Origin of the sequence: Streptomyces sp. NRRL F-5630 (assembly GCF_000719475.1) — a bacterium.
Classification (GTDB): Bacteria; Actinomycetota; Actinomycetes; order Streptomycetales; family Streptomycetaceae; genus Streptomyces.
In genome coordinates this window covers 40,885-66,973 of record NZ_JOGO01000030.1, presented here as the reverse complement: position 1 = coordinate 66,973, position 26,089 = coordinate 40,885, and the positions used below count along the sequence as shown (strand labels likewise).

Annotated in this window: 20 protein-coding genes and 2 tRNA genes; 6 read left to right on the top strand and 16 right to left on the bottom strand. The window is 71.0% G+C overall.

All coding sequences use genetic code 11. From position 1 onward, the window contains the following. Positions 1–104: 104 nt before the first annotated feature. The 9 genes from IF99_RS30825 to folC all read right to left on the bottom strand — a co-directional run bounded on the left by IF99_RS30825 (position 105) and on the right by folC (position 11,253). Complete coding sequence (locus tag IF99_RS30825) at positions 105–1,778, bottom strand: CYTH and CHAD domain-containing protein (protein ID WP_037827031.1); 1,674 nt, start codon at positions 1,776–1,778, stop codon at positions 105–107. Positions 1,779–1,876: 98 nt separating this feature from the next. Next, complete coding sequence (rodA, locus tag IF99_RS0116150; protein ID WP_030997197.1) at positions 1,877–3,073, bottom strand: rod shape-determining protein RodA; 1,197 nt, start codon at positions 3,071–3,073, stop codon at positions 1,877–1,879. After that, complete coding sequence (mrdA, locus tag IF99_RS0116145) at positions 3,073–5,307, bottom strand: penicillin-binding protein 2 (RefSeq protein ID WP_030997195.1); 2,235 nt, start codon at positions 5,305–5,307, stop codon at positions 3,073–3,075. Before mrdA ends, rodA begins: the two co-directional genes overlap by 1 nt. A 211-nt stretch (positions 5,308–5,518) precedes the next feature. After that, the gene (mreD, locus tag IF99_RS0116140; RefSeq protein WP_030997194.1) at positions 5,519–6,211 is read right to left on the bottom strand and encodes a rod shape-determining protein MreD; all 693 of its coding nucleotides are present in this window, start codon (positions 6,209–6,211) and stop codon (positions 5,519–5,521) included. A 7-nt stretch (positions 6,212–6,218) separates the two neighbouring features. After that, complete coding sequence (gene mreC / locus IF99_RS0116135) at positions 6,219–7,199, bottom strand: rod shape-determining protein MreC (RefSeq protein ID WP_030997193.1); 981 nt, start codon at positions 7,197–7,199, stop codon at positions 6,219–6,221. Between the two features lie 281 nt (positions 7,200–7,480). Next, positions 7,481–8,500: a rod shape-determining protein gene (locus IF99_RS0116130; protein ID WP_029397024.1), complete on the bottom strand. Its 1,020-nt coding sequence runs from the start codon at positions 8,498–8,500 to the stop codon at positions 7,481–7,483. Positions 8,501–8,855: 355 nt separating this feature from the next. Continuing rightward, positions 8,856–9,269, bottom strand: coding sequence for a nucleoside-diphosphate kinase (gene ndk, locus IF99_RS0116125; RefSeq protein WP_030997192.1), 414 nt, complete (start codon positions 9,267–9,269; stop codon positions 8,856–8,858). 113 nt (positions 9,270–9,382) lie between these two features. After that, positions 9,383–9,730, bottom strand: a complete 348-nt coding sequence (locus tag IF99_RS0116120; RefSeq protein WP_030997191.1) for a DUF4233 domain-containing protein — start codon at positions 9,728–9,730, stop codon at positions 9,383–9,385. Positions 9,731–9,732: 2 nt separating this feature from the next. Further along, entirely contained in the window at positions 9,733–11,253 is a 1,521-nt protein-coding gene (gene folC, locus IF99_RS0116115) for a bifunctional tetrahydrofolate synthase/dihydrofolate synthase (protein WP_030997190.1), read from the bottom strand. A 108-nt stretch (positions 11,254–11,361) separates the two neighbouring features. Between folC and IF99_RS0116110 the strand changes: the two genes are divergently transcribed. Both IF99_RS0116110 and IF99_RS0116105 read left to right on the top strand, forming a co-directional pair. After that, the gene (locus tag IF99_RS0116110) at positions 11,362–12,372 is read left to right on the top strand and encodes a rod shape-determining protein (RefSeq protein WP_199806503.1); all 1,011 of its coding nucleotides are present in this window, start codon (positions 11,362–11,364) and stop codon (positions 12,370–12,372) included. 93 nt (positions 12,373–12,465) lie between these two features. Continuing rightward, entirely contained in the window at positions 12,466–13,014 is a 549-nt protein-coding gene (locus IF99_RS0116105) for a hypothetical protein (RefSeq protein WP_030997188.1), read from the top strand. An 87-nt stretch (positions 13,015–13,101) separates the two neighbouring features. On the opposite strand, the gene IF99_RS0116100 is transcribed toward IF99_RS0116105, so the two are convergent. Further along, a complete protein-coding gene (locus IF99_RS0116100; protein WP_030997187.1) occupies positions 13,102–15,723 on the bottom strand; it encodes a valine--tRNA ligase in 2,622 nt (873 codons plus the stop codon). A 197-nt stretch (positions 15,724–15,920) separates the two neighbouring features. Between IF99_RS0116100 and IF99_RS0116095 the strand changes: the two genes are divergently transcribed. Further along, a complete protein-coding gene (locus IF99_RS0116095) occupies positions 15,921–16,946 on the top strand; it encodes a hypothetical protein (protein ID WP_030997186.1) in 1,026 nt (341 codons plus the stop codon). Positions 16,947–17,029: 83 nt separating this feature from the next. Here the strand turns inward: IF99_RS0116095 and clpX are convergent, their stop codons facing one another. The 5 genes from clpX to IF99_RS0116070 form a co-directional block, all read right to left on the bottom strand. Next, positions 17,030–18,316 carry an ATP-dependent Clp protease ATP-binding subunit ClpX gene (gene clpX, locus IF99_RS0116090; protein ID WP_007827092.1) on the bottom strand — a complete coding sequence of 429 codons (1,287 nt, stop codon included), beginning with the start codon at positions 18,314–18,316 and terminating at the stop codon, positions 17,030–17,032. Between the two features lie 193 nt (positions 18,317–18,509). Beyond that, positions 18,510–19,181 carry an ATP-dependent Clp protease proteolytic subunit gene (locus IF99_RS0116085; RefSeq protein WP_007827091.1) on the bottom strand — a complete coding sequence of 224 codons (672 nt, stop codon included), beginning with the start codon at positions 19,179–19,181 and terminating at the stop codon, positions 18,510–18,512. A gap of 115 nt (positions 19,182–19,296) precedes the next feature. After that, the gene (locus IF99_RS0116080; RefSeq protein ID WP_010271700.1) at positions 19,297–19,902 is read right to left on the bottom strand and encodes an ATP-dependent Clp protease proteolytic subunit; all 606 of its coding nucleotides are present in this window, start codon (positions 19,900–19,902) and stop codon (positions 19,297–19,299) included. A 375-nt stretch (positions 19,903–20,277) separates the two neighbouring features. Next, entirely contained in the window at positions 20,278–21,663 is a 1,386-nt protein-coding gene (gene tig, locus IF99_RS0116075; RefSeq protein WP_030997185.1) for a trigger factor, read from the bottom strand. 254 nt (positions 21,664–21,917) lie between these two features. Beyond that, positions 21,918–21,994: transfer RNA gene (locus tag IF99_RS0116070), tRNA-Pro, on the bottom strand. 196 nt (positions 21,995–22,190) lie between these two features. Between IF99_RS0116070 and IF99_RS0116065 the strand changes: the two genes are divergently transcribed. Next, a tRNA-Gly gene (locus tag IF99_RS0116065) sits at positions 22,191–22,264 on the top strand. A gap of 380 nt (positions 22,265–22,644) precedes the next feature. On the opposite strand, the gene IF99_RS0116060 is transcribed toward IF99_RS0116065, so the two are convergent. Then, positions 22,645–22,839, bottom strand: a complete 195-nt coding sequence (locus tag IF99_RS0116060) for a hypothetical protein (protein WP_009065301.1) — start codon at positions 22,837–22,839, stop codon at positions 22,645–22,647. Positions 22,840–23,437: 598 nt separating this feature from the next. Here IF99_RS0116060 and IF99_RS0116055 point away from each other — a divergent pair. Together IF99_RS0116055 and IF99_RS0116050 are read left to right on the top strand one after the other, a co-directional pair. Continuing rightward, entirely contained in the window at positions 23,438–24,583 is a 1,146-nt protein-coding gene (locus tag IF99_RS0116055; protein WP_030997184.1) for an acyltransferase family protein, read from the top strand. Between the two features lie 151 nt (positions 24,584–24,734). Beyond that, positions 24,735–25,943, top strand: coding sequence for a cation:proton antiporter (locus tag IF99_RS0116050; protein WP_030997183.1), 1,209 nt, complete (start codon positions 24,735–24,737; stop codon positions 25,941–25,943). The last annotated feature ends 146 nt before the right edge of the window (positions 25,944–26,089 follow it).

Here is a 26,089-nt window from a genome sequence, read left to right as displayed (position 1 = left end):
ATCCTTCCCGGGCCCCGCCCCCCTAGGGGAACCCCCGAGACATCCCCGACAACCGCCGCCCGGCCCCCTGCCCGCCCAGCCCCCTCCCAGCTCCTCCCCCGCCGCTACTCGCCCCCCGCCCACCGCCGCGCCATCTCGGCCTCGTACGCCCGCGCCCGGCGCTCGTACTCCCGCGCCCGGCCCTCCTCCCTCCCGTACAGCAGCCCCCAGGTGAAACCCGGCTCGCCCGCCGTCTGCGCGTGGGTGGCGAGGCGGAGGAGTGCGGCGCGGGCCTCGACGCCGTCGTGGTGGTCGCCGAGCAGGGAGGTGAGGGCCTTGGCCTCGCGGGTGAGGCGCTTGGCCGGCTTGCCGAGGACGGGGCGCGCGGACTCCGCCGCGTACCGCAGCCGCTTCGTCTTCTTGCGCGCCTCGTGCAGCGCCACGTCGCGGGCGGGGCCGTGCGGGAGCGCCAAGGCCCGCGTGAGGAGCCGTCGCGACCTGCGGCGTTCCTTCTTGATCGCCTTGCGGAAGTGCTTCGGCGCGGGCCGCACGGCGGCGGGCGTCAGGGGCGGTGCGGCGAGCAGGTTCGCCCAGTCGTCGAGCAGCGCGCGGCAGCGGGGGTCGTCGAGCGCGGCGAGGGCCCTGGCACGGCTCGTGTCGCCCGCGCGGACCGCCCACGCGGTGAGCCGGGCCTCGGCGGGCCCGAGCAGGAGTGGCCCTTCGACATCGGCGAGCAGTTCGCGCAGCCGTTTCTCCAGGACCTCGCGGTCGCGGTCGGCGCCGAGTTCGCCCGCGAGCCACTTGAGTTCGGCCCGCAGCGCGTCCACGCGGGCCCGGTCGAGAAGCGCGCGGTGGCTGCGCAGGGCGCTGCGGGTACGGCGCAGGGCGACGCGCGCCTTGTGCACGGAGTCGGGCCTCGCGCGGCGCGTCCCGGCCTCGTGGTCCAGGAAGGCGAGGTACTGGGCGCGGAGGTAGCGCAGCAGGTGGCCCCCGGCCGTGTCCCGTTCGGCGGCGGGCGCGAGCGGGGGCGGTGGGGTGCCGGTGTCCGTGAGGGCGCGGGCGAGCTTGGAGGGCCCGGCGGCCCGCCGGATGCCTGCCTCGCGCAGCCGCTCCTCCACGCCGTCGAGCAGCGCGGCCGTACCGGCCTCCGTCAGCTCCACCTCCGCCTCGCGCCAGGACACCCACCCGCTTGCCCGCTCCTGGCCGTCGAGCCGCTCCGCCCGTACCGCGTCGTCCGCGATCTCCGCGAGCGCGCGCCCCTCGGCGTCGCGCAGCAGCCGCGTCGTACGCCGCGTGCGCAGCCGTACGACGGGGACGAGCGCCGCGCCCCTGGTCCGCGCGGCGAGCACTCGTACGAACTCCTCCGGCACCGCACCCCCGCCGGAGTCCCCGTCCGCCGCCCTACCGCCCGGCTCCCTCTCCCCCGCGCCCCCGCCGGACCCGGGGCCCGCCCTCTCCACGCCGGACCCCGCGCCCGCCCTCTCCACGCCGGACCCCGCGCCCGCCGTCTCCGCGCCGGGCTCCTCCAGCGGCAGCCGGAGTTCCTCGCGGGTGTCCCCGCCCACCGGCAGCTTCAGGTGCCAGCCCGCGTCGTCGCCGCCCGTGCGGCGGCGCAGGGTCGCGCGGGTGCTCGCGAGGCGCAGGTCGGCGGTGTCGTAGTAGACGGCGTCGAGTTCGTGGACCTCTCCCCCGGTCTCCGCGCGCACCCCGGGCACGGAGCCGAGGCCGGGGAGGGGCGCGCCGGGGTCGAAGTCGTCGAGGTCGTACTTGCGTTCCGTCTCGTGCGTCTCGGTCGCCATAAGGGGAACGTAACCGGAAAACGCGGGCCCGAACGGGCCCGCGTCACCGGGGGACAGCCACCGAACAAATCAGGCCATCCGCGAGCCGTGCCGCCGGTTCAGGCCGACAGCGGTTTCTGCAACTTGATCGACTGGAGCAGCCCCACCGCGATCCACACGGCGAACATGGAGGTGCCCCCGTAACTGACGAACGGCAGGGGCAGCCCCGCGACCGGCATGATGCCGAGGGTCATGCCGATGTTCTCGAACGCCTGGAAGGCGAACCAGGCGATGATGCCGCCCGCGACGATCGTCCCGTACAGCTCGGTGGTCTCGCGCGCGATGCGGCAGGCGCGCCACAGGAGGATGCCGAGCAGGACGATGATGAGCCCGGCCCCGGCGAAGCCGAGTTCCTCGCCCGCGACCGTGAAGACGAAGTCGGTCTGCTGCTCGGGCACGAACTGCCCGGTCGTCTGGGTGCCGTGGAAGAGCCCGGTCCCGGTGAGGCCGCCCGAGCCGATCGCGATGCGCGCCTGGTTGGTGTTGTAGCCGACGCCGGCCGGGTCGAGGTTCGGGTTGGCGAAGGCGGCGAAGCGGTTGATCTGGTACTCGTCGAGGATGCCGAGCTGCCAGACGGCGACCGCCCCCGCGGTGCCCGCGCCGATGAGGCCGAGCACCCAGCGGTTGGAGGCCCCGGAGGAGAGCAGGACGCCGAGCACGATCATCACCATGACCATGACCGAGCCGAGGTCGGGCATGAGCAGCACGATGAGGATCGGCAGCACGGCGAGTCCGAGCGACTGGAGCACCGTCTTGTGATCGGGGTGGTCGCGGTCGCCCGCGTCCACGCGCGCGGCGAGCAGCATCGCCATGCCGAGGATGATCGTGATCTTGACGAACTCGGCGGGCTGGAGGGAGAAGCCCGCGACCATGAGCCAGGCGTGCGCGCCGTTGACGGTGACGCCGAGCGGCGTGAGCACGAGCAGTACGAGGAAGACCGAGAGCCCGTAGAGGATCGGCACAGCGGTGCGCAGGGTGCGGTGCCCGAGCCAGACCGTGCCGATCATCAGGCCGAGCCCGATGGCGATGTTGATCACGTGCTTGACGAGGAACGCGTACGGGTCGTCGCCGACGAGTTCGGTGCGGCCGCGCGTCGCCGAGTAGACGAGCGCGCAGCTGAGGGCCGAGAGGGCGAGCGCGCACAGCAGCATCGGCCAGTCGAGCCGCCGGGCGACCGAGCCCTTGGCGAGCAGCCGGGTCCAGGAAGTGCGCTCGGGGCCGTATCCGGCGACGGTGAGCGAGGGTCCCGCGGCCATCAGTCCCGCCTCCCTGCGGTGGTCGTGACGGGGGTTCCGGCGTTCGCGACGCCGCCGCCGTCCCGCACCCCGCCGCCGTCCTGCGGAAGCAGCGGTGACGTGGAGGGCGGGGTGTCCAGCTTGTAGGGGGCGAACTTCTTCTTGAGGGTGGGCGCGTCGATCGACCCGTCCTTCTCGATCTTCGGCAGTGACTTCTCCGGCTCGGGGAGCAGGGCCTTCTTCTTGTTGATGTGCCCGGAGCTGTCGACGCCGTAGAGCGCGTTGTAGATCTTGCGCACGGCGGGCCCGGAGGCGCCGGAGCCCGTACCACCCTGGGAGATCGTCATGACGATCGCGTAGTCCTTGGTGTACGTCGCGAACCAGGAGGTCGTCTGCTTGCCGTAGACCTCGGCGGTGCCGGTCTTGGCGTGCATGGGGATGTCCTTCTGCGGCCAGCCCTGGAAGCGCCAGGCGGCGGTGCCCTGGGTGGCGACGCCGGCGAGGGCCCCGTCGATCTCCTTGTGGAGCTTGGCGTCGATCGGGAGCTTGGCGTTGACCTTCGGCTTGATCTCCTCGACGTTCTTGCCGTCCGCGCTGATGACGGCCTTGCCGATGCTCGGCTGGTGGAGGGTGCCGCCGTTGGAGAGCGCGGCGTAGATGCTCGCCATCTGGATCGGTGTGACGAGGGTGTCGCCCTGGCCGATCGAGTAGTTGACGCTGTCACCCGCGCGCATCTGGTTGCCTTCGAGGCAGTTCTCGTAGGCGATCTTCTCGGCGTAGTCGCCGTCCTTCTTGCCGGACTTGCACCAGGCGGCCTTGTTGGCCTTCCAGTAGTCCTGCTTCCACTTGCGGTCGGGGACGCGGCCGGTGACCTCGTTGGGGAGGTCGATACCGGTCTCCTTGCCGAGGCCGAACTGGTGGGCGGTTTTGTAGAAATAGTCGTGGGCGTTCTTCTTCGGCTTCTCGCCGCCGTCCTTCTTCCACTCGTTGTGCGCGATGCCGTAGAAGACGGTGTCGCAGGAGACCTCCAGGGCGCGGCCGAGGCTGATGGGCCCGTAGTTCTCCGACTCGAAGTTCTTGAAGACCTGGTTGCCGATCGAGTACGAGCTGGAGCAGTCGTAGTGCCCGTTGAAGGGGTACCCGGCGGCGACCGAGGCGGTCGTCGAGATGACCTTGAAGATCGAGCCGGGCGCCGCCTGGCCCTGGATGGCCCGGTTGAGCAGCGGGTAGTTCGACTTCTTGCTCGTGAGCTTCGTGTAGTCCTTGGCGCTGATGCCGCCGACCCAGGCGTTGGGGTCGTAGTCGGGCAGCGAGGCCATCGCGACGACGCGGCCCGTCTTCGCCTCCAGGACGGCGACGGCGCCGGAGTCGGCCTTGTAGTTGCGGTGGGTGTTCTTGTCGTACTCCTGGCGCGCGGCCTTCATCGCCTCGTCGAGCTCGTACTCGGCGACGGCCTGGACCCTCGCGTCGATGCTCGTGACGACGTTCGCGCCGGGCTCCGCGCGGTCGGACTCGGCCTTGCCGATGACCCGGCCGAGGTTGTCCACCTCGTAGCGGGTCACGCCGGCCTTGCCGCGCAGTTGCTTGTCGTACTGCCGCTCCAGGCCGTTGCGGCCGACCATGTCGGAGCGCAGGTAGGGGGAGTCGGTCTTCTCGGCGGACTTGATCTCCTCGTCCGTGACGGGCGAGAGATAGCCGAGCACCTGCGAGGTCTGCGCGCCGCCGGGGGCGGTGTAGCGGCGGACGGCGGTGGGCTCGGCGGTGATGCCGGGGAAGTCCTCGGAGCGCTCCCTGATCTGGAGGGCCTGCTTGGGGCTGGCCTCGTCGGTGATCGGGATCGGCTGGTAGGGCGAACCGTTCCAGCACGGCTGCGGGGTCTTCGCGTCGCACAGCCGCACCTTGGCGATGACGTCCTTCGGCTTCATGCCGAGGACGCCCGCGAGCTTGGTGAGGATGGCCTTCCCGTCGTCCTTCGTCTTCATCAGTTCGGTGCGGGAGGCCGAGACGACGAGGCGGGTCTGGTTGTCGGCGAGCGGGCGGCCGCGCGCGTCGAGGATCGCGCCGCGCACGGCGGGGTCGACGACCTGCTGGACGTGGTTCCCGGTCGCCTCCGCCCTGTACTCGTCGCCGTTGCGGATCTGGAGGTACCACAGCCGCCCGCCGAGGGTGAGCAGCAGCGACATGACCAGGATCTGGAGGATGACGAGCCGGATGCGGACCCTCGGGGTACGTCCGGTCTCTGGAATGTTCGACATGCGACGCCTCCCCCTCAGGGGCGGAAGGTACGGAGGACGGGCGGGAGGGCGGCGGCGGGGGTCGCTGCGGTGGCCCGGGGCGGGGCGGAGGTACCGGGCGCGGCGGGGCTCGCGGGCACTGGGACGGCGGGCCGAGCGGGCGTGCGGGCCGGTCCGGAGGTACGGGCCGGTCGGGGTGTACGGGGCGTGCCCGCCGCTCCGCGCGGGGTGCTCACAGCCGCTTCACCCCCTTGATGCGCCCGCTGTTGCGGGTCGCGCGGGCCATGCGTGCCTTGCTCATGCGCCCGCGCAGCCCGCCGCGTCCGCCACCGCCGACGCTGAGCCCCGTGCCCGAGGCGAGCCAGCCCGCCGCGACATCGGCGCCGCGCGCCGTGCCGCCGCCCACGCTCTCGCCGAGCGGGTCGTTCTCGGAGCGGCGGGCGAGCCACATGACGAAGGGCACGATGAACGGGGCGAGGACGAGGTCGTAGATCGTCGCGGTCGTCACGAGTCCCGCGAGGCCCACGTGCCGGGCCGCGGTGTCCCCGACGAGGGCGCCGACGCCCGCGTACAGGAGTGTCGAGCCGATGGCCGCGCCGATGACGACGACGAGCGGCCCGAGGACGGACCGCATCCGGCCGTGCTCGGGACGGCAGAGCCCGGCGACGTAGCCGACGAGGCACAGCACGAGCGCGTACCTGCCCGCGGCGTGGTCGGCGGGTGGGGCGAGGTCGGCGAGCAGGCCGGCGCCGAAGCCGATGAAGGCGCCCGCGAGGTGCCCGTAGACGAGGGCGAGCGCGAGCACGGTGAGGAGCAGCAGGTCGGGCACGGCGCCCGGGAGCTGGAGCCGGGCCAGCACGCTGACCTGGATCATGAGGGCGAGGACCACCAGGGCGGTCGAGAGCAGAATCCGGTTGAGGCGCATGTGACCGCTACTCCTGGTCCCCGTCGTCGGCCCCGGCGGCGCCCGTGGGCGCGCCGGAGGGAGCGTCCGAGGGCTTGGTGCCCGGGGGCGTGGCCGTGACGGTGACGGTGGGGGTGGGCTGGGGCTTGGGCTTCGCGGGCAGGACCGCGTCGCGCGGGTCCTTGCGCGGGGCCTGGACGACGATGCCGACGAGGTCGAGCTTGGTGAAGCCGACGTAGGGCTCGACGTAGACGGTGCGGGTGAGGTCGCCGCCCGAGGGGTCGACGCGGACGACGCGGCCGACGGGGACGCCGGGCACGAAGGGCTTGTCGGCCTGCGAGCCGAAGGTGACGAGCCGGTCGCCCTTCTTGACCTTGGCCTTGCCGTTGAGCATCTGCACGGCGAGCGGCCGGTCCCCGCGTCCGGAGGCGAAGCCGAGTTCGTCGGTCCTCTCCAGGCGCGTGCCGACCGTGAAGTCGGGGTCGTTGGCGAGCAGGACGGTCGCGCTCGACGGGCCCACGGTGGTGACCCGTCCGACGAGGCCCTCGCCGTTGAGCACGGTCATGTCGCGCTTGATGCCGTCGCGCGTGCCCGCGTCGATGGTCACGGTCCAGGAGAAGCCCTGGGCCGCTCCGATGCCGATGACCTCGGCGGCCTTGATGCCGTACTGCCCGGCGCCCGCCCGCTGGAGCATGGTGTCGAGCTGCCGGACTCTGCTGCGGTTGCGGGAGTCGCTGCCGAGGCGCTGCTTCAGCTCGGCGTTCTCACGCTCCAGGGCGCTGATGCGGTCGTGGCGCGTGCCCGAGTCGCGGACCGCGCCGATCGCGTTGCCGACCGGGTCGACGGCGCCGAAGACGCCCTTCTCGACCGGTCCGAAGACGGCGGAGGCGGCCTGCCGGGCGCCGTCCACCGGAGAGTCCTCGCCACCGCGGATGTCGATCGTGATCAGTGCGAACGCGATGACGATCAGCAGCACCAGGAGCAGCCGGCTCTCTCGTGTGTCCCTCACGTGCGGCGGCCGTGCCTTCCTCGTCGGAATTCCGTGTCTCGACGGCTCCCGCGCGGGGGTCCGCCGTACGGCGGACCGCACCCGGAGGCCCGCCGATCGTGCCGGTCGTGCTGGCCGGGGCGCTCGTCCCCGGCGGGTCCTGCTCGGCCGGGGACGAGCGTCCCCGGCGGGGGTCCTGCGCCGGAAGCGGTACGGGCCGTTCCGGCGAAGCCCCGCCACGGGCCGCCAGCGGCCTTCGGCGGGGTGGGCCCGCGGGACGCGTGTCCCGCGGGCCGGGAGAGCTAGCGGCGCGGCTGCGCGTCCAGCACCTGCTGCAACGCCTCGAACTCCTCGACGCACTTGCCCGAACCGAGCGCCACGGAGTCGAGCGGGTCCTCGGCGATGTGGATCGGCATCCCGGTCTCGCGGCGCAGCCGCTCGTCGAGGCCGCGCAGCAGGGCGCCGCCCCCGGTGAGAACGATGCCCCGGTCCATGACGTCACCGGAGAGCTCGGGCGGGCACTTGTCGAGCGTCGTCTTGACCGCGTCGACGATCGCGTTGACCGGTTCCTCGATCGCCTTGCGCACCTCGCCGGCCGAGATCACGACGGTCTTGGGGAGCCCGGAGACGAGGTCGCGGCCGCGGATCTCGGTGTGCTCGTCGTTCTCCAGGTCGTAGGCCGAACCGATGGTGATCTTGATCTGCTCGGCGGTGCGCTCGCCGAGGAGGAGGCTGTACTCCTTCTTGATGTGCTGGATGATCGCGTTGTCCAGTTCGTCGCCCGCGACGCGGATGGACTGCGCGGTGACGATGCCGCCGAGGGAGATGACGGCGACCTCGGTGGTGCCGCCGCCGATGTCGACGACCATGTTGCCCGTCGCCTCGTGCACCGGGAGCCCGGCGCCGATCGCCGCGGCCATCGGCTCCTCGATGATGTGCACCTGTCGCGCCCCGGCCTGGGTGGCCGCCTCGATCACCGCGCGGCGCTCGACCCCGGTGATACCGGAGGGGACGCAGACGACGATGCGGGGGCGCGCGAGGTAGCGGCGCTTGTGGATCTTGACGATGAAGTAGCGGAGCATCCGCTCCGTGATCTCGAAGTCCGCGATCACGCCGTCCTTGAGGGGCCGGACTGCGACGATGTTCCCCGGAGTGCGGCCGATCATCTTCTTCGCTTCGGCGCCGACGGCGAGGATTCCGCCCGTATTGGTGTTGATCGCGACGACGGACGGCTCGTTGAGGACGATCCCTCGGCCCCTCACGTACACCAGCGTGTTGGCGGTCCCGAGGTCGACAGCCATATCACGGCCGATGAACGACATTGAGTTCCCCATGAGGATCGTCTGGCCTTCCCAAGTGGAGCGTTGACGGCTTTTCAGGAACGGCGCGGTGGGTGCTTTTGCTCTCGGTGGGTACTGCCTGAGGAGCGGCTTCCATCGTAGTCGCGCCCGAGAGGGCTCGGCGCGAGGGTACGCGTTCCCGTACGGGATTCTGCGCCGATGGGCGCACGCCTCGCCTGTGGAGACGTGCCATATGGCGCAGGGGTTCCCCCGAACGTGGGCGCATATGCCAGAAGGCGACCGGAATTTCCGGTCGCCTTCACCTTACGGCCGCGGGAATGTCCCGAAACGGGCACCGTATCTTTTTGGACTTTCGATACCCGGAAGCGGAAGCGGGTCAGAAGCGGCCGGGGAAGAAGATCTTCAGCTCGCGTGCGGCGGAGTCCTCGGAGTCCGAGGCGTGGATGAGGTTCTCGCGCACGATGGTGCCGAAGTCCCCGCGGATCGAGCCGGGCGCCGCGGCGATCGGGTCGGTGGGACCGGCGAGCGTGCGGACGCCCTCGATGACCCGCTCGCCCTCGACGACGAGCGCGACGACCGGGCCGGAGAGCATGAACGTGACGAGCGGCTCGTAGAAGGGCTTGCCCACGTGCTCCGCGTAGTGCGTCTCCAGCGTCGCGCGGTCCAGCTCGCGCAGCTCCAGCGCGGTGATGCTCCAGCCGGCCTTGCGCTCGATCCGGCCGACGATCTCCCCCACCAGCCCGCGACGAACGGCGTCGGGCTTGAGCAGAACGAGCGTGCGCTGGGACATGCGGGGTTTCTCCTTGTGGCAGGGGCCTGTGGTCAGGGAAGCGTATACGGGGCGCGGCCCCCATCCGTACGCAGGTTCGCCCCACCACCCGCGTCGCCCTTCGCCGTTCGCCCTCAGACGCCGGAGGGGCTGGGGTGCTCCGCCGCGAACCTCGCCTTGGCCTCGTCGATCTTCCGCCCGTAGTGCACAGAGGCCCACCAGAGCCCGCCGAACGCCGCGCCCAGGATGAACATCATCGGCACCACGATCCCCGAAAGGAACAGGGCCACCTGGAGCACCCAGCCGAGCGCGACCCCGACGGGGCGCGTGACGACGCCGCAGAGCAGGACGCACAGGAGCATCGCGCCCCCGCACACCCCCCACACCGTGCCCTGCCCGAGGTCCGTCTTCATCGCGACGAGACCGGCGAAGCCGATGATGAAGAACTCGCCGATGAGCGTCGAAGCGCAGAGCGTCCGCACGGTCAGCCCTTCCTTCCCAGGAGCAGCCGGGCCTCGCCGACCGTGATGACGGAACCGGTCACGAGCACGCCGCCGCCGGCGAACTCGCCCTCCTCCTCGGCGAGCGTCACCGCCGCTTCGAGCGCCTCGGGCAGTCGCGGCTCGACCTGGACGCGGTCCTCGCCGAAGACCTCGACGGCGAGCGCGGCGAGCGCGTCCGCGTCCATGGCACGGTGGCTCGTGTTCTGCGTGATCACGACCTCCGCCATGAGCGGCTCGAACGCTTCGAGCAGCCCGCGGGCGTCCTTGCCCTCGCTCACTCCGACGACCCCGATGAGCCGCGAGAAGTCGAACGCCTCGCCGATCGCCTCGGCGGTGACCCGCGCGCCCGCCGGGTTGTGCGCCGCGTCGAGCACGACGGTCGGCGACTTCCGCACGGTCTCCAGGCGGCCCGGCGAGGAGACGGCCGCGAAGGCGGCGCGCACGACCTCGCCCGAGAGCGGCTCGGGCCGCTGCGAACCGACGCCGAAGAACGCCTCGACGGCGGCGAGCGCGACGGCCGCGTTGTGCGCCTGGTGGGCGCCGTGCAGCGGGAGGAAGACCTCCTCGTACTCGCCGCCGAGCCCCCGCAGCGTCAGGAGCTGGCCGCCGACGGCGACCTGGCGCGAGACGACCCCGAACTCCATGCCCTCGCGCGCGACGGTCGCGTTCTTCTCGACGGCCTTCTTGAGGATGACCTGTGCCGCGTCCACGGGCTGCTGGGCGAGGACGACGGTCGCGTCCTGCTTGATGATCCCGGACTTCTCGACGGCGATCTCGCCGGGCGTGTCGCCGAGGCGGTCCGTGTGGTCGAGGGAGATGGGGGTGATGACGGCGACATCCGCGTCGATGACGTTGGTCGCGTCCCAGCTGCCGCCCATGCCGACCTCGACGACGGCGACGTCGGCGGGCGCGTCAGCGAAGGCGGCGTAGGCCATACCGGTCAGCACCTCGAAGAAGGAGAGCCGGTACTCCTGCTGGGAGTCGACCATCTCGACGTACGGCTTGAGGTCGCGGTAGGTCTCGATGAAGCGCTCGGCGCTGATCGGGGCGCCGTCGAGCGAGATGCGCTCCGTGACCGACTGCACGTGCGGCGAGGTGTACCGGCCGGTGCGCAGGTCGAAGGCGGTGAGCAGGGCCTCGATCATGCGGGCCGTGGACGTCTTGCCGTTGGTGCCCGTGATGTGGATCGACGGGTAGGAGCGCTGCGGTTCGCCGAGCACGTCCATGAGCGCGGCGATCCGGCTCACCGAGGGTTCGAGCTTGGTCTCGCCCCAGCGCGTGGACAGCTCCGTCTCCACCTCGCGCAGGGCCCGGTCCACCTCCGGGTCCTCGGGCCGCGCGGGGACATCGGCCTGCGGGGGCCCGGCCTGGGCGCGCAGGGTGCGGCTGCCGGCCTCGATCACCGCGAGGTCCGGGTCCCTGTCGGTCTCGGCGTCGATGATCCGGTCGAAGTGCTCGTCGTCGCCGTCGGTACGGTCGTCGTGCGGGGGCTGCTCACTCACACCGCCAGTCTACGGAGCGCCGCCGACGCGCGGGGCGGCAGCCTCGCCAGGAGTCCACAGGGACCCCGGACACCCGTATGACCGGATAATCAGGCACACTTGGCGATCATGGACATAGGCATTGATCTCGGCACCGCGAACACCCTTCTGTATGTGCGGGGCAAGGGCATCGTGCTGAACGAACCCTCGGTCGTGGCGGTGCGCGAGGGCCGCAAGGGCAGGACCGTCGCCGTGGGCACGGAGGCGAAGGAGACGCTGGGCCGCTCCCCCGGCACGATCACGGCGGTGCGGCCCCTGGAGTCGGGCGTCATCAGCGACTTCGACGCGACCGAGGAGATGATCCGGCACTTCGTCCGCAAGGCGGCGCCGCGTCGCTCGACGCGGATCAGGCTCGTCGTGTGCGTCCCGAGCGGCGTCACGCCCGTCGAGCGCCGGGCGCTCGTGCGGGCCTCGCACTCGGCGGGGGCGCGGAGCGTGTACGTGATCGAGGAGCCGATGGCCGCGGCGATCGGGGCGGGCCTGCCGGTCGGTGACGCGCGCGGCTCGATGGTCGTGGACATCGGCGGCGGTACGACGGAGGTCGCCGTCCTCTCGCTCGGCGGCCTCGTCACGGCGCGCTCGCTGCGGGTCGGGGGGCACGTCCTGGACACTGCGGTGACCGACCACGTGCGCAAGAGGCACGGCCTGCTCATCGGCGAGCGCACCGCGGAGGATGTCAAGGTCGCGATCGGCTCCGCCTGGCCCGTCCCCGAGGACCCCGAGCTGGAGAAGCGCACGTACGAGGTGCGCGGCCGCGAGAAGATCGCGGGGCTGCCGCGCCGGATCGAGCTGACGGCCCCGGAGGTCCGCCGGGCGCTCGACGAGCCGGTGGAGGCGATGATCCGGGCGCTGCGCGAGACCCTGGAGGAGTGCCCGCCGGAGCTGGCGGGCGACCTCATGGAGCACGGGATCGTGCTGACCGGGGGCGGCGCGCTGCTTCCCGGGCTGGACCTGCGGATGTCCTCGGCGACCGGTATCCCCGTCTTCGTCGCCGAGGAGCCGCTGGAGTGCGTGGCGCGCGGCTGCGGGGAGTGCGTGGAGCACTTCGACACCTTGCGGCACGTGCTGCGGGAGGGGTGAGCGCGGCCTCGCGGTCCGCCACACGGGGTACGGCGTCGCTCCCCTTCGGCGCGGTCACCGGTGTAACGAGCCGATAAATAGTGCAATGCGCCTATGTGGTATGCGCAGAATCCGGGCCGGGCGGCCCGTCAGCTCGCCGGTGACCTGGCACTCCTCGCGTGGGTCACCACATGGGCCTTCGGGGCCGCGGTCCTCCATCAGCTCGCGGACGGCATCGCCGGCCGCCTCTCGGCGGCGGGGCCGGCGTCGTGGTGGCGCCTGCTGCCGAAACCGGCGCAGGACGTGCTGTCCCTCGTCGACCCCGTCCAGTGGCCGCACCTCGTCACAGCGGCGGGTCTGGCGGTCTTCCTCCTCGCGAGCGTGCCCGCGATCGGCTGGTGGGTGCCGCGCCGCATGCGCTGGCACCGCCGGGCGAGCGCGGCCCACGCCCTCGCCGCCTCGGAGGACGGCCGCGAACTCCTCGCCCTGCGCGCGCTGATGCGTCCGCTGGACGACGTGGGCCGCACCGCGACCCTGACCGGGGCGACCCCGGGCCGCCTCGCCGAGGGCTGGCGCGACGCCGACCCGGCCACGCTGGAGGCGCTGGCGGGGGCGGAGTTGCGCAGGCTGGGACTGGAGGGCGCATCCGCCACCGAGCACTGAGACCGGCGCGCTCCCCTCGACCCCGTACCCGAAAAGGCCCGGCCCCCGCGTACCGCCGCGGGTGCCGGGCCTCCGTACGGCCGGGTGTCAGCCCTGCGGCAGCTTCTCCAACTGCCCCGTCAGGCGCACGATGTCCTCCTCGGCCTTCCGCAGTCGTCCGCGGATCTTCTCCACGACCGGTTCCGGCGCCTTCCCGAGGAACGCCTCGTTGCCGAGCTTCCCCTCCGCCTGCGCCTTCTCCTTCTCGGCAGCGGCGAGGTCCTTCGTCAGCCGCTTCCGCTCCGCCGCGACGTCGATCGTCCCCGAGAGGTCGAGCGCGACCTCCGCGCCCTCGACCGGGAGCGTCGCGGTGGCCGTGAAGCCCTCGCCCTCGGGCTGGAGGCGCAGCAGTTGGCGGATGGCCGGCTCGTGCGGCGCGAGCGGTGTGCCGTCCAGGTGGAGGCGGGCCGGGACCCGCTGGCCGGGCTGGAGGCCCTGGTCGCCGCGGAAGCGGCGGACCTCCGTGATGACCCGCTGGAGGGTGGCGATCTCCGCCTCGGCCGCGGCGTCGCGGAAGCCGGAGTCCTTCGGCCAGTCGGTGACGACGATCGACTCGCGCCCGGTGAGCGTCGTCCACAGCGTCTCGGTGACGAAGGGGACGATCGGGTGGAGCAGGCGCAGGGTGACGTCCAGGACCTCGCCGAGCACGCGGCGCGCGTCCTCGGCGGGCTGCCCGCCCGCCTGGAAGACGGACTTCGCCAGCTCCACGTACCAGTCGAAGACCTCGTCCCACGCGAAGTGGAAGAGGAGGTCGGAGAGCTTCGCGAACTGGTAGTCGTCGTAGAGCGCGTCGGCCTGCGCGGTGACCTCGCCGAGCCGAGTAAGAATCCAGCGGTCGGTCGCGGAGAGCCGTTCGGCGGGCGGCAGCGCGCCCTCGACGGTGGCACCGTTCATGAGCGCGAAGCGGGTCGCGTTCCACAGCTTGTTGGTGAAGTTGCGGGAGCCCTGGACCCACTCCTCGCCGATCGGCACGTCGACGCCCGGGTTGGCGCCGCGCGCGAGGGTGAAACGGAGCGCGTCGGAGCCGTACTTGTCCATCCAGTCGAGCGGGTCGACCGCGTTGCCGAAGGACTTCGACATCTTCTTGCCGTTCTGGTCACGGACCATGCCGTGCAGGACGATCTCGGAGAACGGCGGGGTGCCGTCCATCGCGTAGAGGCCGAACATCATCATCCGGACAACCCAGAAGAAGAGGATGTCGTAGCCGGTGACGAGGACGGAGTTCGGGTAGAACTTCGCGACGCTCGCGGTCTGTTCGGGCCAGCCGAGGGTCGAGAAGGGCCAGAGCCCGGAGGAGAACCACGTGTCGAGGACGTCGGTCTCCTGGTGCCAGCCCTCGCCGCTCGGCGGCTCCTCGCCGGGGCCGACGCAGACGGTCTCGCCGTCGGGCCCGTACCAGACGGGGATGCGGTGGCCCCACCACAGCTGGCGCGAGATGCACCAGTCGTGCAGGTTGTCGACCCAGTCGAAGTACCGCTTCTCCATCTCCCGCGGGTGGATCGTGACGCGTCCGTCGCGCACGGCACCGCTCGCGGCCTCGGCGAGCGGGCCGACCTTGACCCACCACTGCATCGACAGGCGCGGCTCGACGGCGGTGCCGCAGCGCGAGCAGTGCCCGACGGAGTGGACGTACGGGCGCTTCTCGGCGACGATCCGGCCCTCTTCGCGCAGCGCGGCGACGATCGCCGCGCGGGCCTCGAAGCGGTCCAGGCCCTCGAAGGGGCCGGGGACGGTGAGGATCGCGCGCTCGTTCATGACGGTGAGCGTCGGCAGGTCGTGGCGCCGGCCGATCTCGAAGTCGTTGGGGTCGTGCGCCGGGGTGACCTTGACGGCACCCGTGCCGAACTCGGGGTCGACGTGCGCGTCCGCGACGACGGGGATGGAGCGGCCCGTGAGCGGAAGCTTGATGAGCTTGCCGATGAGGTGCTGGTAGCGCTCGTCGTCGGGGTGGACCGCGACGGCGGTGTCGCCGAGCATCGTCTCGGCACGGGTCGTGGCGACGACGATGGACTCCTCGCCGTCCCCGTACCGCATCGAGACGAGTTCGCCGTCGTCGTCCTGGTACTCGACCTCGATGTCGGAGATCGCGGTGAGGCAGCGCGGGCACCAGTTGATGATGCGCTCGGCGCGGTAGATCAGCTCGTCGTCGTAGAGCTTCTTGAAGATGGTCTGGACGGCCTGCGAGAGGCCCTCGTCCATCGTGAAGCGCTGGCGGGACCAGTCGACGCCGTCGCCGAGGCGGCGCATCTGGCCGAGGATCTTCCCGCCGAACTCCTCCTTCCACTGCCACACGCGCTCGACGAACGCCTCACGGCCCAGGTCGTGGCGCGACAGGCCCTCCCCGGCGAGCTGCTGCTCGACCTTGTTCTGGGTCGCGATGCCCGCGTGGTCCATGCCGGGCTGCCACAGCGTCTCGTGACCCTGCATCCGCTTGCGGCGGGTGAGGGCGTCGATGAGCGTGTGCTCGAAGGCGTGGCCCAGGTGGAGGGAGCCGGTGACGTTGGGCGGCGGGATGACGATGGTGTACGGGGGCTTCTCGCTCGTGGCGTCCGCCTCGAAGTAGCCGCGCTCCACCCAGCGCTCGTACAGCGGCCCCTCTACGTCGGCCGGCGTGTACTGGGTCGGCAAAGCGGAGGCGGGCGCTGGAGTCTGCTGAGAGTTCTCGGTCACCCGCCCAGTTTAGAGCGGCGGGGCAACTGCCCCGCACGCGGTTTCCCGGAGGCCCCCGCACGCTCCGGCTTGGTAACAGTGCGGACCCCGCCCGCCCGGGACGGGGGGCTTTCGGACAGGATGGCCGGAGCACGGCTGTCGCGTACGCGACAGCCGGCGCCAGACGTCCGAAGTACGCAGCGAGAGGGAAGCCCAGCATGAGCGAGCAGCAGCCGGGCCCCTACGGGGGCTCGCAACCGCAGCAGCCTCCGGGGGGCAACGGCCCGAATCCGTACGGCTATCCGCAGCAGGGCCCGTACGGGGCACCCCCGGCGGGCCCCTACGGCGCCCCGGCACAGGGCGGCCCCCAGGAGGCGCCGAACCCGTACGCGCAGGGTGGGCCAGGACCGTACGGGCAACAGCCGGGCCCGTACGGCCAGCAGCCGGGCCCCTACGGGCAGGTCCCGCAGCAGGGCCACGGGGCCGGTTATCCGGGCGCTCCGCAGGCCGGGGCGCCGACGGGCGGCGGCAAGGGGAAGCGGAACGGGCTGATCATCGGCGGGGCCGTCGTCGTGGTGGCGCTGGCGGTCGGCGCGTACTTCGTCCTCGGCGGCTCGGACGGCGGCTCGGGGCTTCCGGACGACGGCCCGCACAAGCTCACCGCTCCGCAGACGGTGCTCGACACGTACGAGAAGAGCAAGGACGGCGCGGGCGAGGACGACTTCTCCGAGAAGGACATCGAGGAGATGAAGAAGTACGGGGTCGACGCGGAGGTGGACAAGGTCCTCAGCGCCGACTACCAGACCGCCGACCCGTCCACGGCGCAGACGATGGCCGACCTCAAGGACATCGACCTGCTCAGCTACGCGGGCGGGTACGGGAAGCTCAAGAACCCCGACAAGGCGGTCGACGCCCTCTTCAAGGTGCTCACGCGGCACTCGGAGAAGAAGGAAGGCGGCACCGGGCGGCCCACCTTCATCGGCACTCCCAAGGAGTACAAGCCGGCGGGCGGCGACGGAGCGATCTTCAAGTGCCAGCAGGCGACGAGCGAGATGCAGGGCGGCGGCCGCAACGGCGTCCCCAAGAAGATGAAGATCGCGGTCTGCGCCTGGGCCGACAACTCCACCATGGCCGTCGCGATGCCGACGAACCTGGGCGACGTCATGCTGGAGGAGGCGCCGAGCCTGCCGGAGGCCGCCCAGCTGACGGCGAAGCTGCGCGAGGAAGTACGCGTCAAGAAGTAGCGAAGGAACGGGAAGGGGGCGGGCGCCCGACGCGGGGCGCCCGCCCCCTTCCCCTTTCCGCGTCCCGGCGGACGCGGGCGGCCTCAGGCCGACTTCTGCTCGCCCGCGCCCCGGCCGCGCGCCTCGCGCGGGATGAGGGTCGGGTTGACGTTGGAGCGGACGACGTCGGCGGTGATGACGACGCGGCCGACGTCCTGGCGCGAGGGCACCTCGTACATGACCGGCTGGAGGACCTCCTCCATGATGGCGCGCAGGCCGCGCGCCCCGGTCTGCCGCAGGATCGCCTGGTCGGCGATGGCCTCCAGCGCCTCGTGCTCGAACTCCAGCTCCACGCCGTCGAGTTCGAAGAGGCGCTGGTACTGCTTGACGAGCGCGTGACGCGGCTCGACGAGGATGCGCAGGAGCGCCTCGCGGTCGAGGCTGTGCACGGAGGTGACGACGGGCAGACGGCCGATGAACTCGGGGATCATCCCGAACTTCACGAGGTCCTCGGGCATGACCTCGCGCAGGTGGTCGCTCGACTCGATCTCGCGCTTGGAGCGGATCGTGGCGCCGAAGCCGATGCCCTTGGCGCCCGCGCGGGCCTCGATGATGCGCTCCAGACCGGAGAAGGCGCCGCCCACGATGAACAGCACGTTCGTCGTGTCGATCTGGATGAACTCCTGGTGCGGGTGCTTGCGTCCGCCCTGCGGGGGCACGGAGGCCGTGGTGCCCTCCAGGATCTTCAGGAGTGCCTGCTGCACGCCCTCGCCGCTCACATCGCGGGTGATCGACGGGTTCTCGCTCTTGCGGGCGACCTTGTCGATCTCGTCGATGTAGATGATCCCGGTCTCGGCCTTCTTGACGTCGTAGTCGGCCGCCTGGATGAGCTTGAGAAGGATGTTCTCGACGTCCTCGCCGACGTATCCGGCCTCGGTGAGCGCGGTCGCGTCCGCGATGGCGAACGGGACGTTGAGCATCCGGGCGAGGGTCTGGGCGAGGTGGGTCTTGCCGGAACCGGTGGGACCGAGCAACAGGATGTTGGACTTGGCCAGTTCGATCGCGTCGTCCCGGCCCGTGGGCCCGCCGTTCTCGCCGGCCTGGACGCGCTTGTAGTGGTTGTAGACCGCGACCGAGAGGGCCTTCTTCGCCGGCTCCTGGCCGACGACGTACCCCTCCAGGAACTCGTAGATCTCGCGGGGCTTGGGCAGTTCCTCCCAGCGCACCTCCGAGGTCTCGGCGAGTTCCTCCTCGATGATCTCGTTGCAGAGGTCGATGCACTCGTCGCAGATGTACACACCGGGACCTGCGATGAGCTTCTTTACCTGCTTCTGGCTCTTCCCGCAGAACGAGCACTTGAGCAGGTCGCCGCCGTCACCGATGCGTGCCACGAGGTGCTTCCCCTTCGCCTGGGAGACGCGCTCGACGCGCGGACTCCTGGTCCCTCAACTCGACGGTACCTTGCCGGGAGCCCGGTCCGGGCCCCCCTCGGCCCGGATCACACGGACTGTGACCGAACCGGGAGGGGGCCCGGGACGCGGGAACCCGCTGAAACCACCGCTCAGACGGCGGAATCCACCACACTCAGGCGGCGGAACCCACCACCTTACGCGGGGTGGTGATCTGGTCGACAAGCCCGTAGGCGAGGGCGTCCTCGGCCGTGAGGATCTTGTCGCGCTCGATGTCGTCGCGGATCTTCTCGATCGGCGTCGTCGAGTGCTTGGCGAGCATGTCCTCCAGCTGCGTACGCATACGCATGATCTCCTTGGCCGCGATCTCCAGGTCGGAGAGCTGCTCGCGGCCGGTCTGGCTGGAGGGCTGGTGGATCAGGACGCGGGCGTTGGGCAGTGCCATCCGCTTGCCGGGGGCACCGGCGGCGAGCAGCACGGCGGCGGCCGAGGCGGCCTGGCCCATGCAGACGGTCTGGATGTCCGGCTTCACGAACTGCATCGTGTCGTAGATCGCGGTGAGCGCGGTCATCGAGCCGCCGGGGCTGTTGATGTAGATGGAGATGTCCCGGTCGGGGTCCATCGACTCCAGGCACAGGAGCTGCGCCATGACGTCGTTGGCCGAGGCGTCGTCGATCTGCACGCCGAGGAAGATCACGCGCTCCTCGAAGAGCTTCGCGTACGGGTCGTACTCGCGCACGCCCTGCGAGGTGCGCTCGACGAAGCGCGGGACGATGTAGCGGTTGTCCACCTGGGGGCCCGTGTAGAGGCCGCTGCCGGGGAAGTTGTTCATGTGGGTGTTCACCATCCTGTGGCGTTTCGGGCGGGGGGTCTCGTCAGGAGAGGCACGGACCGGGGGCGGGTCCGGGTGGGACGAGGAGTCCCGGGGGACCGCGCGGGCCCCGGTACCGGCGGGACCGGGATCAGGCCCCGGTGCCACCGCCGCCCGGGACGCCGGAGGCGACCGTGATGATCTCGTCGATGAGGCCGTAGTCCTTGGCCTCTTCGGCGGTGAACCAGCGGTCGCGGTCGCCGTCCCTGATGATCTTCTCGATCGTCTGGCCGGAGTGGCGGGCGGTGATCTCGGCCATCCGGTTCTTCGTGCGCAGCAGGTACTCGGCCTGGATCTTGATGTCCGAGGCCGTACCGCCGATACCGGCGGAGCCCTGGTGCATGAGGATGTCGGTGTTCGGCAGGGCGAACCGCTTGCCGGGCGTACCGCCGGTGAGGAGGAACTGGCCCATGGAGGCCGCCATGCCCATCCCGATCGTGATCACGTCGTTGGGGATGTACTGCATGGTGTCGTAGATCGCCATGCCCGCGGTCACCGAGCCGCCGGGGCTGTTGATGTAGAGGTAGATGTCCTTCGACGGGTCGGCCGCCAGGAGGAGCATCTGTGCGGTGATCTTGTTGGCGATGTCGTCGTCCACCTGCTGGCCGAGGAAGATGATCCGCTCGCCGAGCAGTCGGCTGTAGACCTGGTCGCCGAGACCACCACCACTGAAGGCTTCGCCGGCGGCGGAGGGCATCAGATTCGTCACGTATCCACCTGCTCGTCTTGACGACGGCACCGGGCCGTCTTACGTCGTCTGCTGGAGCCTGGGACCCCGGCCGCCCGCCGTGCTCGACGGGGCTTCGGGGACTCCCCTGCCCTCGTATTCAAGGACCCTAACGCGCGGGTCGGCGCAGGCCATCCCGCATTCGGAACTGTTCGCTGTGAGCGCAGGTTCCGGCGGCGGGGGGCGGAGACCGGCTCGGCCTGGCGGCCGGCCCTGTCCTCAAGCGCCGGACGGGCTTCATTTTCGGGCCGGGGCGCGATCCGGGGTGCGCGTTGTCCGGGAACGTACGCGGGAGGGCCCCGGGATCGGTGTGATCCCGGGGCCCCTCCATCTACGTACGACCGCTTACTTGGACTCGGCCTCGGCCTCGGGGGCGTCGGTGGACTCGACGGCCTCGGTGGTCGTCTCCTCCTCGTCCTCGTCGTCGCTCAGGTCGACGACCTGGCCGTTGGTGTCCTTGACCGTGGCGGCCTCGACCACCGTCGCGAGGGCCTTGCCGCGGGCGACCTCGCCCACGAGCATCGGGACCTGGCCGCCCTCGACGACCGCCTGGGCGAACTGGTCGGGGCTCATGCCGGAGGAGGCCGCACGGCGCAGCAGGTGCTCCGTCAGCTCCTCCTGCGAGACGTTGAGCTTCTCGCGGGAGACCAGCTCGTCGAGGACGAACTGGGTCTTGATGCCCTTGACCGCCTGCTCCTCGGTCTCGGTCTTGAACTCCTCGGCGGTCTTGCCCTGGATCTCCAGGTACTTGTCGAGGTCCAGGCCCATCTGCGGGAGCTGGTGGTGCTCCAGGTTGTGGGTGCGGGTCTCGATCTCGTCCGCGAGCAGCTTCTCGGGGATCGGGACCTCGACCAGCTCCAGGAGCTTGTCGAGCACGCGCTCCTGCGCCTGCGTGGCCTGGTCGTACTGCTTCATGTTCTCCAGGCGCTTGCGGCTGTCGGCGCGCAGCTCCTCAAGGGTGTCGAACTCGCTCGCCATCTGGGCGAAGTCGTCGTTCAGCTCGGGGAGCTCGCGGGCCTCGACCTTGGAGACCTTGACGGCGACCTCGGCCTCCTTGCCCGCCGCGGAGCCGCCCTTCAGCTCGGAGGTGAAGGTGGCCTCGCCACCGGCCTTGAGGCCCTTGACGGCCTCGTCGATGCCGTCGAGCAGCTCGCCCGAACCGATGGTGTACGAGACCTCGCTGGCGATGCCGTCGTCCAGCACCTCGCCCTCGACCTTGGCCTCCAGGTCGATCGTGACGACGTCGCCGTCCTCGGCGGCACGCTCGACGGCGGAGGTCGAGGCGAAGCGCTCGCGCAGCTCCTCGACGGCCTTGTCGACGTCCTCTTCGCTGACCTCGATCGGGTCGACCTCGACCTCGATGCCGGAGTAGTCCGGGATCTCCAGCTCGGGGCGGATGTCCACCTCGGCGGTGAAGGAGAGCAGCTCGCCGTCCTTCAGCTCCTTGATGTCCACCTCGGGCTGGCCGAGGACGTTCAGCTCACCCTCGTTGACGGCCTCGGTGTAGAACTTCGGGAGCGCGTCGTTGACGGCCTCCTCCAGCACGGCACCACGGCCGAAGCGCTGGTCGATGATGCGGGCCGGGATCTTGCCCTTGCGGAAGCCCTTCACCGTGACCTGCTGGTTGATCTTCTTGTACGCCGCGTCGAGGCTGGACTTGAGCTCCTCGAAGGGCACCTCGACAGTGAGCCGAACCCGGGTCGGGTTCAGGGTCTCCACGGCGCTCTTCACGGTTAGGTCTCCTTGGTGGCTGACTTCTGGGTGGTGCGCGGCCACACCGTTCGTGCGGACCGGACGATGAGGGCCCGGGGGCGTCCGGCACGTTCTTCGATGGGCACGACGCCTCAGGGCCGTTGAGAGCTCTGGGCACGTTCACCGGAAACGCGGACACACGGGCACGCAGCTTGCATAGTAACCGTGCGCGTGAGAAGACCTGCAATGCGATCTTGAGGCTGGTACGACAGCGCTCTCGCCGCTGGTGCTGCTGGTCGGGGTGGCCGGATTCGAACCGACGGCCTTCCGCTCCCAAAGCGGACGCGCTACCAAGCTGCGCCACACCCCGCTGGTGCGGATCGTAGGGTACATGGCCCGCGACCGCACAGGTCACGAGCGGCACGCGGGGCGGGACACGGGGTGACGTGCGGGGCAGGTGCGACGGCGGGGACGGACGCGCGGGAGCGAAGGGGTGTGCGCCGGGCCCCGGCGAACCGCTACGATGCTGCTCGTGCCGTGCGGCGGAAGCCGTCACCGCACGCGATGCGGGCGTAGCTCAATGGTAGAGCCCCAGTCTTCCAAACTGGCTACGCGGGTTCGATTCCCGTCGCCCGCTCCAGGCAGGACCGCGGGGCCGGTCCGGAAGGTCACTTCCGGACCGGCCCCGTCGTCGTCGGGGAACCCGGCACGTCTTGTACAGAAACGCCCGGCACGACTCGTACGGGAGCATCCGGCTCAGGCTCGTACGGAAACACGTGGCTCGGCACGTCCGGGCACGCGGGCCCCACGCCCCACCGACGCCGCGCCCTGTCCGGGCCTTACCGTGCGCGCAGACCGGCGTCGGGCAGCCGGAAGGCGCCGAGCGGTACGCACCGGGGCCCGGGGTGGTCCGGGAGAAGGGGCGCGGGAGCTGGGCGCGGTTTGGGGCGGCTCAGCGCGGCGGGACGGTTCCGGCGGGCGGCCCGGGGCGGGCCGCCCGGGGCGGGGTGGGGGTGCGGCTCAGAAGCTGATCTGGTTGATCGTCTGCGCTATCGAGTCCAGGAAGCGCTGGATCGAGGGCGCCATGCCGCTGGAGGCGAGGAAGAAGCCGAAGAGCACCGCGACGATGGCCGGACCGGCCTTGATGGAGCCGCCGCGGAGCAGCACCACCAGGATGACCGCCAACAGCACCACCACTGACAGCGAAATGGCCATAACTGATCACACCCTTGGTCGGTCTGCTCCCGGCCCGGGGAGGTGCACGGCCGCACGCCCCCGCCAGAACCATGGTGCCACCAACCGGGCCGTCCTATGCGACGGGTGACGCAACGTCGGCCAAGGGGGGTCCACCGGCCCAGGCGTTCAGGCCATAAGAGAGGCGGTCGACGCCTTCTGAGGTATGTGGGGCAGAAGGGGGGCGCGCGAGATGACGGGCGGCGCATGCGAAGCCCCGTACGCCGGTCGCGCGCCGGGCGGGAATGGGCGGTAAAGCCCCGGGAAAAAGCGGAACGCCTGCCGCCGGAACGGCGGGGATTTCCCGGCCGCTCCCGCCCGGCCCCCGGGCCCGCCCCGGCTCGCGCGGGCGAGAACGCCGCCTGCGCGCGGGCGCGGGAGAAGTGGCGGCGAAAGCGTGCGGAATACCGCTGGTCCGTGGGGGTGTGGCGGGAGTCGCGTGGCGTTCAGCCCGCGCGGGCGGAAAGTCGGGTAGACGAAGACAACGGCAACGGATGAGTCAAGAAACGAACAAAGTCGATCAGTCGCTATCTCGTATCGGTCACAGGAGCGGTCGGGGCGCGGCGGCACCGAGGTATCCATGCATCACGACCCCACGGAATCCGGGCAGCTCAGCGCGGTACCTGCGGACCCGGCGGCGGGCCGCCCCCTGCCGCCCGAGTCCGTGGCGCCCGCGGCGGGGCCCGGCGCCGCGAAGGGGACCGCGACCGCGGGGGGCGGAAAAGTCCGCGACCCGTTCTTCGACAACGCGAAATACCTCGCGATCGTGCTCGTCGCGCTCGCCCATTCCTGGGAACCGCTCCTCTCGTCGAGCCGCCCCCTGCGCGCGCTCTACCTCACCGTCTACGCCTTCCACATGCCGGCGTTCATCATCATCTCCGGCTACTTCTCGCGGACTTTCACGCTCGGCGCCCCGCAGGTGCGGAAACTGATCACCGGGGTCGCCGTGCCCTATGTGATCTTCCAGTACGCGTACACGCTCTTCGCCCGTCTCGCGGGCCCCGATCCCGTGCCGACGTGGAGTGTTATCGACCCGTGGTGGCTCAACTGGTTTCTCGTCGCGCTCTTCGCGTGGCGGCTCACGACCCCGCTGTGGCGTCTCGTGCGGTGGCCGCTCCCGCTCGCCCTCGCCTTCGCCGTCCTCGGCTCGATGTCCCCGGAGATCGGCGCTGACCTGGATCTTCAGCGCGTACTCCAGTTCCTGCCGTACTTCGTGCTCGGCCTGCTGCTGCGCCCGCGCCACTTCGCGTTCCTCGCCCACAAGTGGCCGAAGATCGTCGCTGGGCCGGTGCTGCTCGCGGGCCTCTGCGCCGCCTGGTGGCTCGCCCCGCACCTGCCGTACGCCTGGCTCTACCACCGGGAGAGCGCCCAGGACCTCGGCGCGCCCTGGTGGAGCGGCCCGCTCATGACCTTCGCACTGTTCGCCGCCTCGCTCGTCCTGACGGCCGCCTTCCTCGCCCTCGTGCCGCGCCGCGCGACCTGGTGCACGCGACTGGGCGCGGGCACCCTGGGCGGCTACCTGCTGCACGGCTTCCTGATCAAGGCCGCGGAGTGGGGCGGCTGGTACGACGGCGCCTTCGCGCACTCCGTCCCCGGCGCGCTGCTCTTCAGCGCGGGCGCGGGGCTCGCGGTGACCCTGCTCTGCACCCCTCCCGTGCGCCGCGCCTTCCGCTGGGCGCTGGAGCCCCGCCTCGACTGGGCCTTCGGCGGGACGCGCGGGGCCTGAGCGCGGCAACGCCCGCTCCGGAGAACGCACTTCAATCGGACAACTCTCCCCCTTTCAACCGTTTGGTAAGGTAACTCTTGACTTTCACTTGACCATTACTTGACTTGATGCGGAGGTCGGGCTCATCGGACACGCGGAGACCCTCATAGCGATGGGCGGCGCTTTTCTCGCCGCCGCCGTGCTCGCCCGCGCGGGCGGGCGCATCGGACTCCCCACCATCCCCCTGTTCATCCTGGCCGGGATCCTTCTCGGCCCGCACACCCCAGGAGTCGTGCTGGTCTCGGACCCGCACGACCTGGAGATGCTCAGCGCCCTCGGCCTGGTGCTGCTGCTCTTCTACCTGGGGCTCGAATTCCATCTCGACGACCTCAAGACCGGCGGGCGGCGCATGGCGCTCGCCGGGGGCACGTATCTCGCCCTGAACGTCGGCGCCGGCCTCGGCTTCGGATTCGCCCTCGGCTGGGGCACCTCCGAGGCTCTGGTCCTCGCCGGGGTGCTCGGCATCTCGTCCTCGGCGATCGTCACGAAGGTCCTCGTCGACACCGGACGCCTCGGCAATCCCGAGACGCGCCCCATCCTCGGCATCACCATCGTCGAGGATGTCTTCCTCGCCCTCTATCTCGCCGCCCTCCAGCTGATCCTCTCCGGAGCCGACTCGCTCGGCGCGGCGGTGCTCGACGGGGCGAAGGCGTTCGGCTTCCTGCTGCTGCTCGCGCTGGCGGCGCGCTTCGGGACGAAGGCCATCGGCCGGCTCATGCACACGCGGGACGACGAGCTTCTCGTCATCTCCTTCCTGGGGATGGCTGTCTTCGTCTCCGGGGTCGCGGAGTGGTTCGGGGTCGCGGACGCGATCGGGGCCTTCATGGTCGGCCTGATGCTCGGCAGCACGTCGTCCGGTGCCCGTATCCGCACCCTCGTGCACCCGCTGCGGGACGCCTTCGGGGCCATCTTCTTCTTCGCCTTCGGTCTCTCCATCGACCCGGGCGACCTGCCAAGCGTGTTGTGGCCCGTCCTGTTCGCGGTCCTGCTGACCTTCGCCATGAACGTCCTCGCGGGACTGCTGGCGGCCCGCATGTACGTCTTCGGCAGGGGCCCGGCCGCGAACATCGCGACCACGCTCGTCGCCCGCGGCGAGTTCGCGCTGATCCTCGCCACGATGGCGGCGGCGGCCGGCCTGGACGAGCGCCTCTCGCCCTTCATCGCCGGCTACGTCCTCCTGCTCGCCGTCCTGGGTCCGCTGTCAGCAGGCCGCGCGCACTGGCTCGCGCGCCTGCTGCCGAAGACCGCGCGGGTCCCCGAAGCGGGGTCCGCGCCACCGGCCGAGCCCGTCTCCCTGGTCAAGGCCGGGGACGCGGGGTGAGGACGTGACGCGGGGCGGCCCGGTGACAGGGCGCCCCGCGTCACGTGCTCCGGCCTCATGCGCTCCCCGCCGACCGGACGGGACGCGACCCGGGGGCGTCTTCGGCGCCGCGTCCCTCCGGTGACGGGCCCAGGGACGGCCGGGCG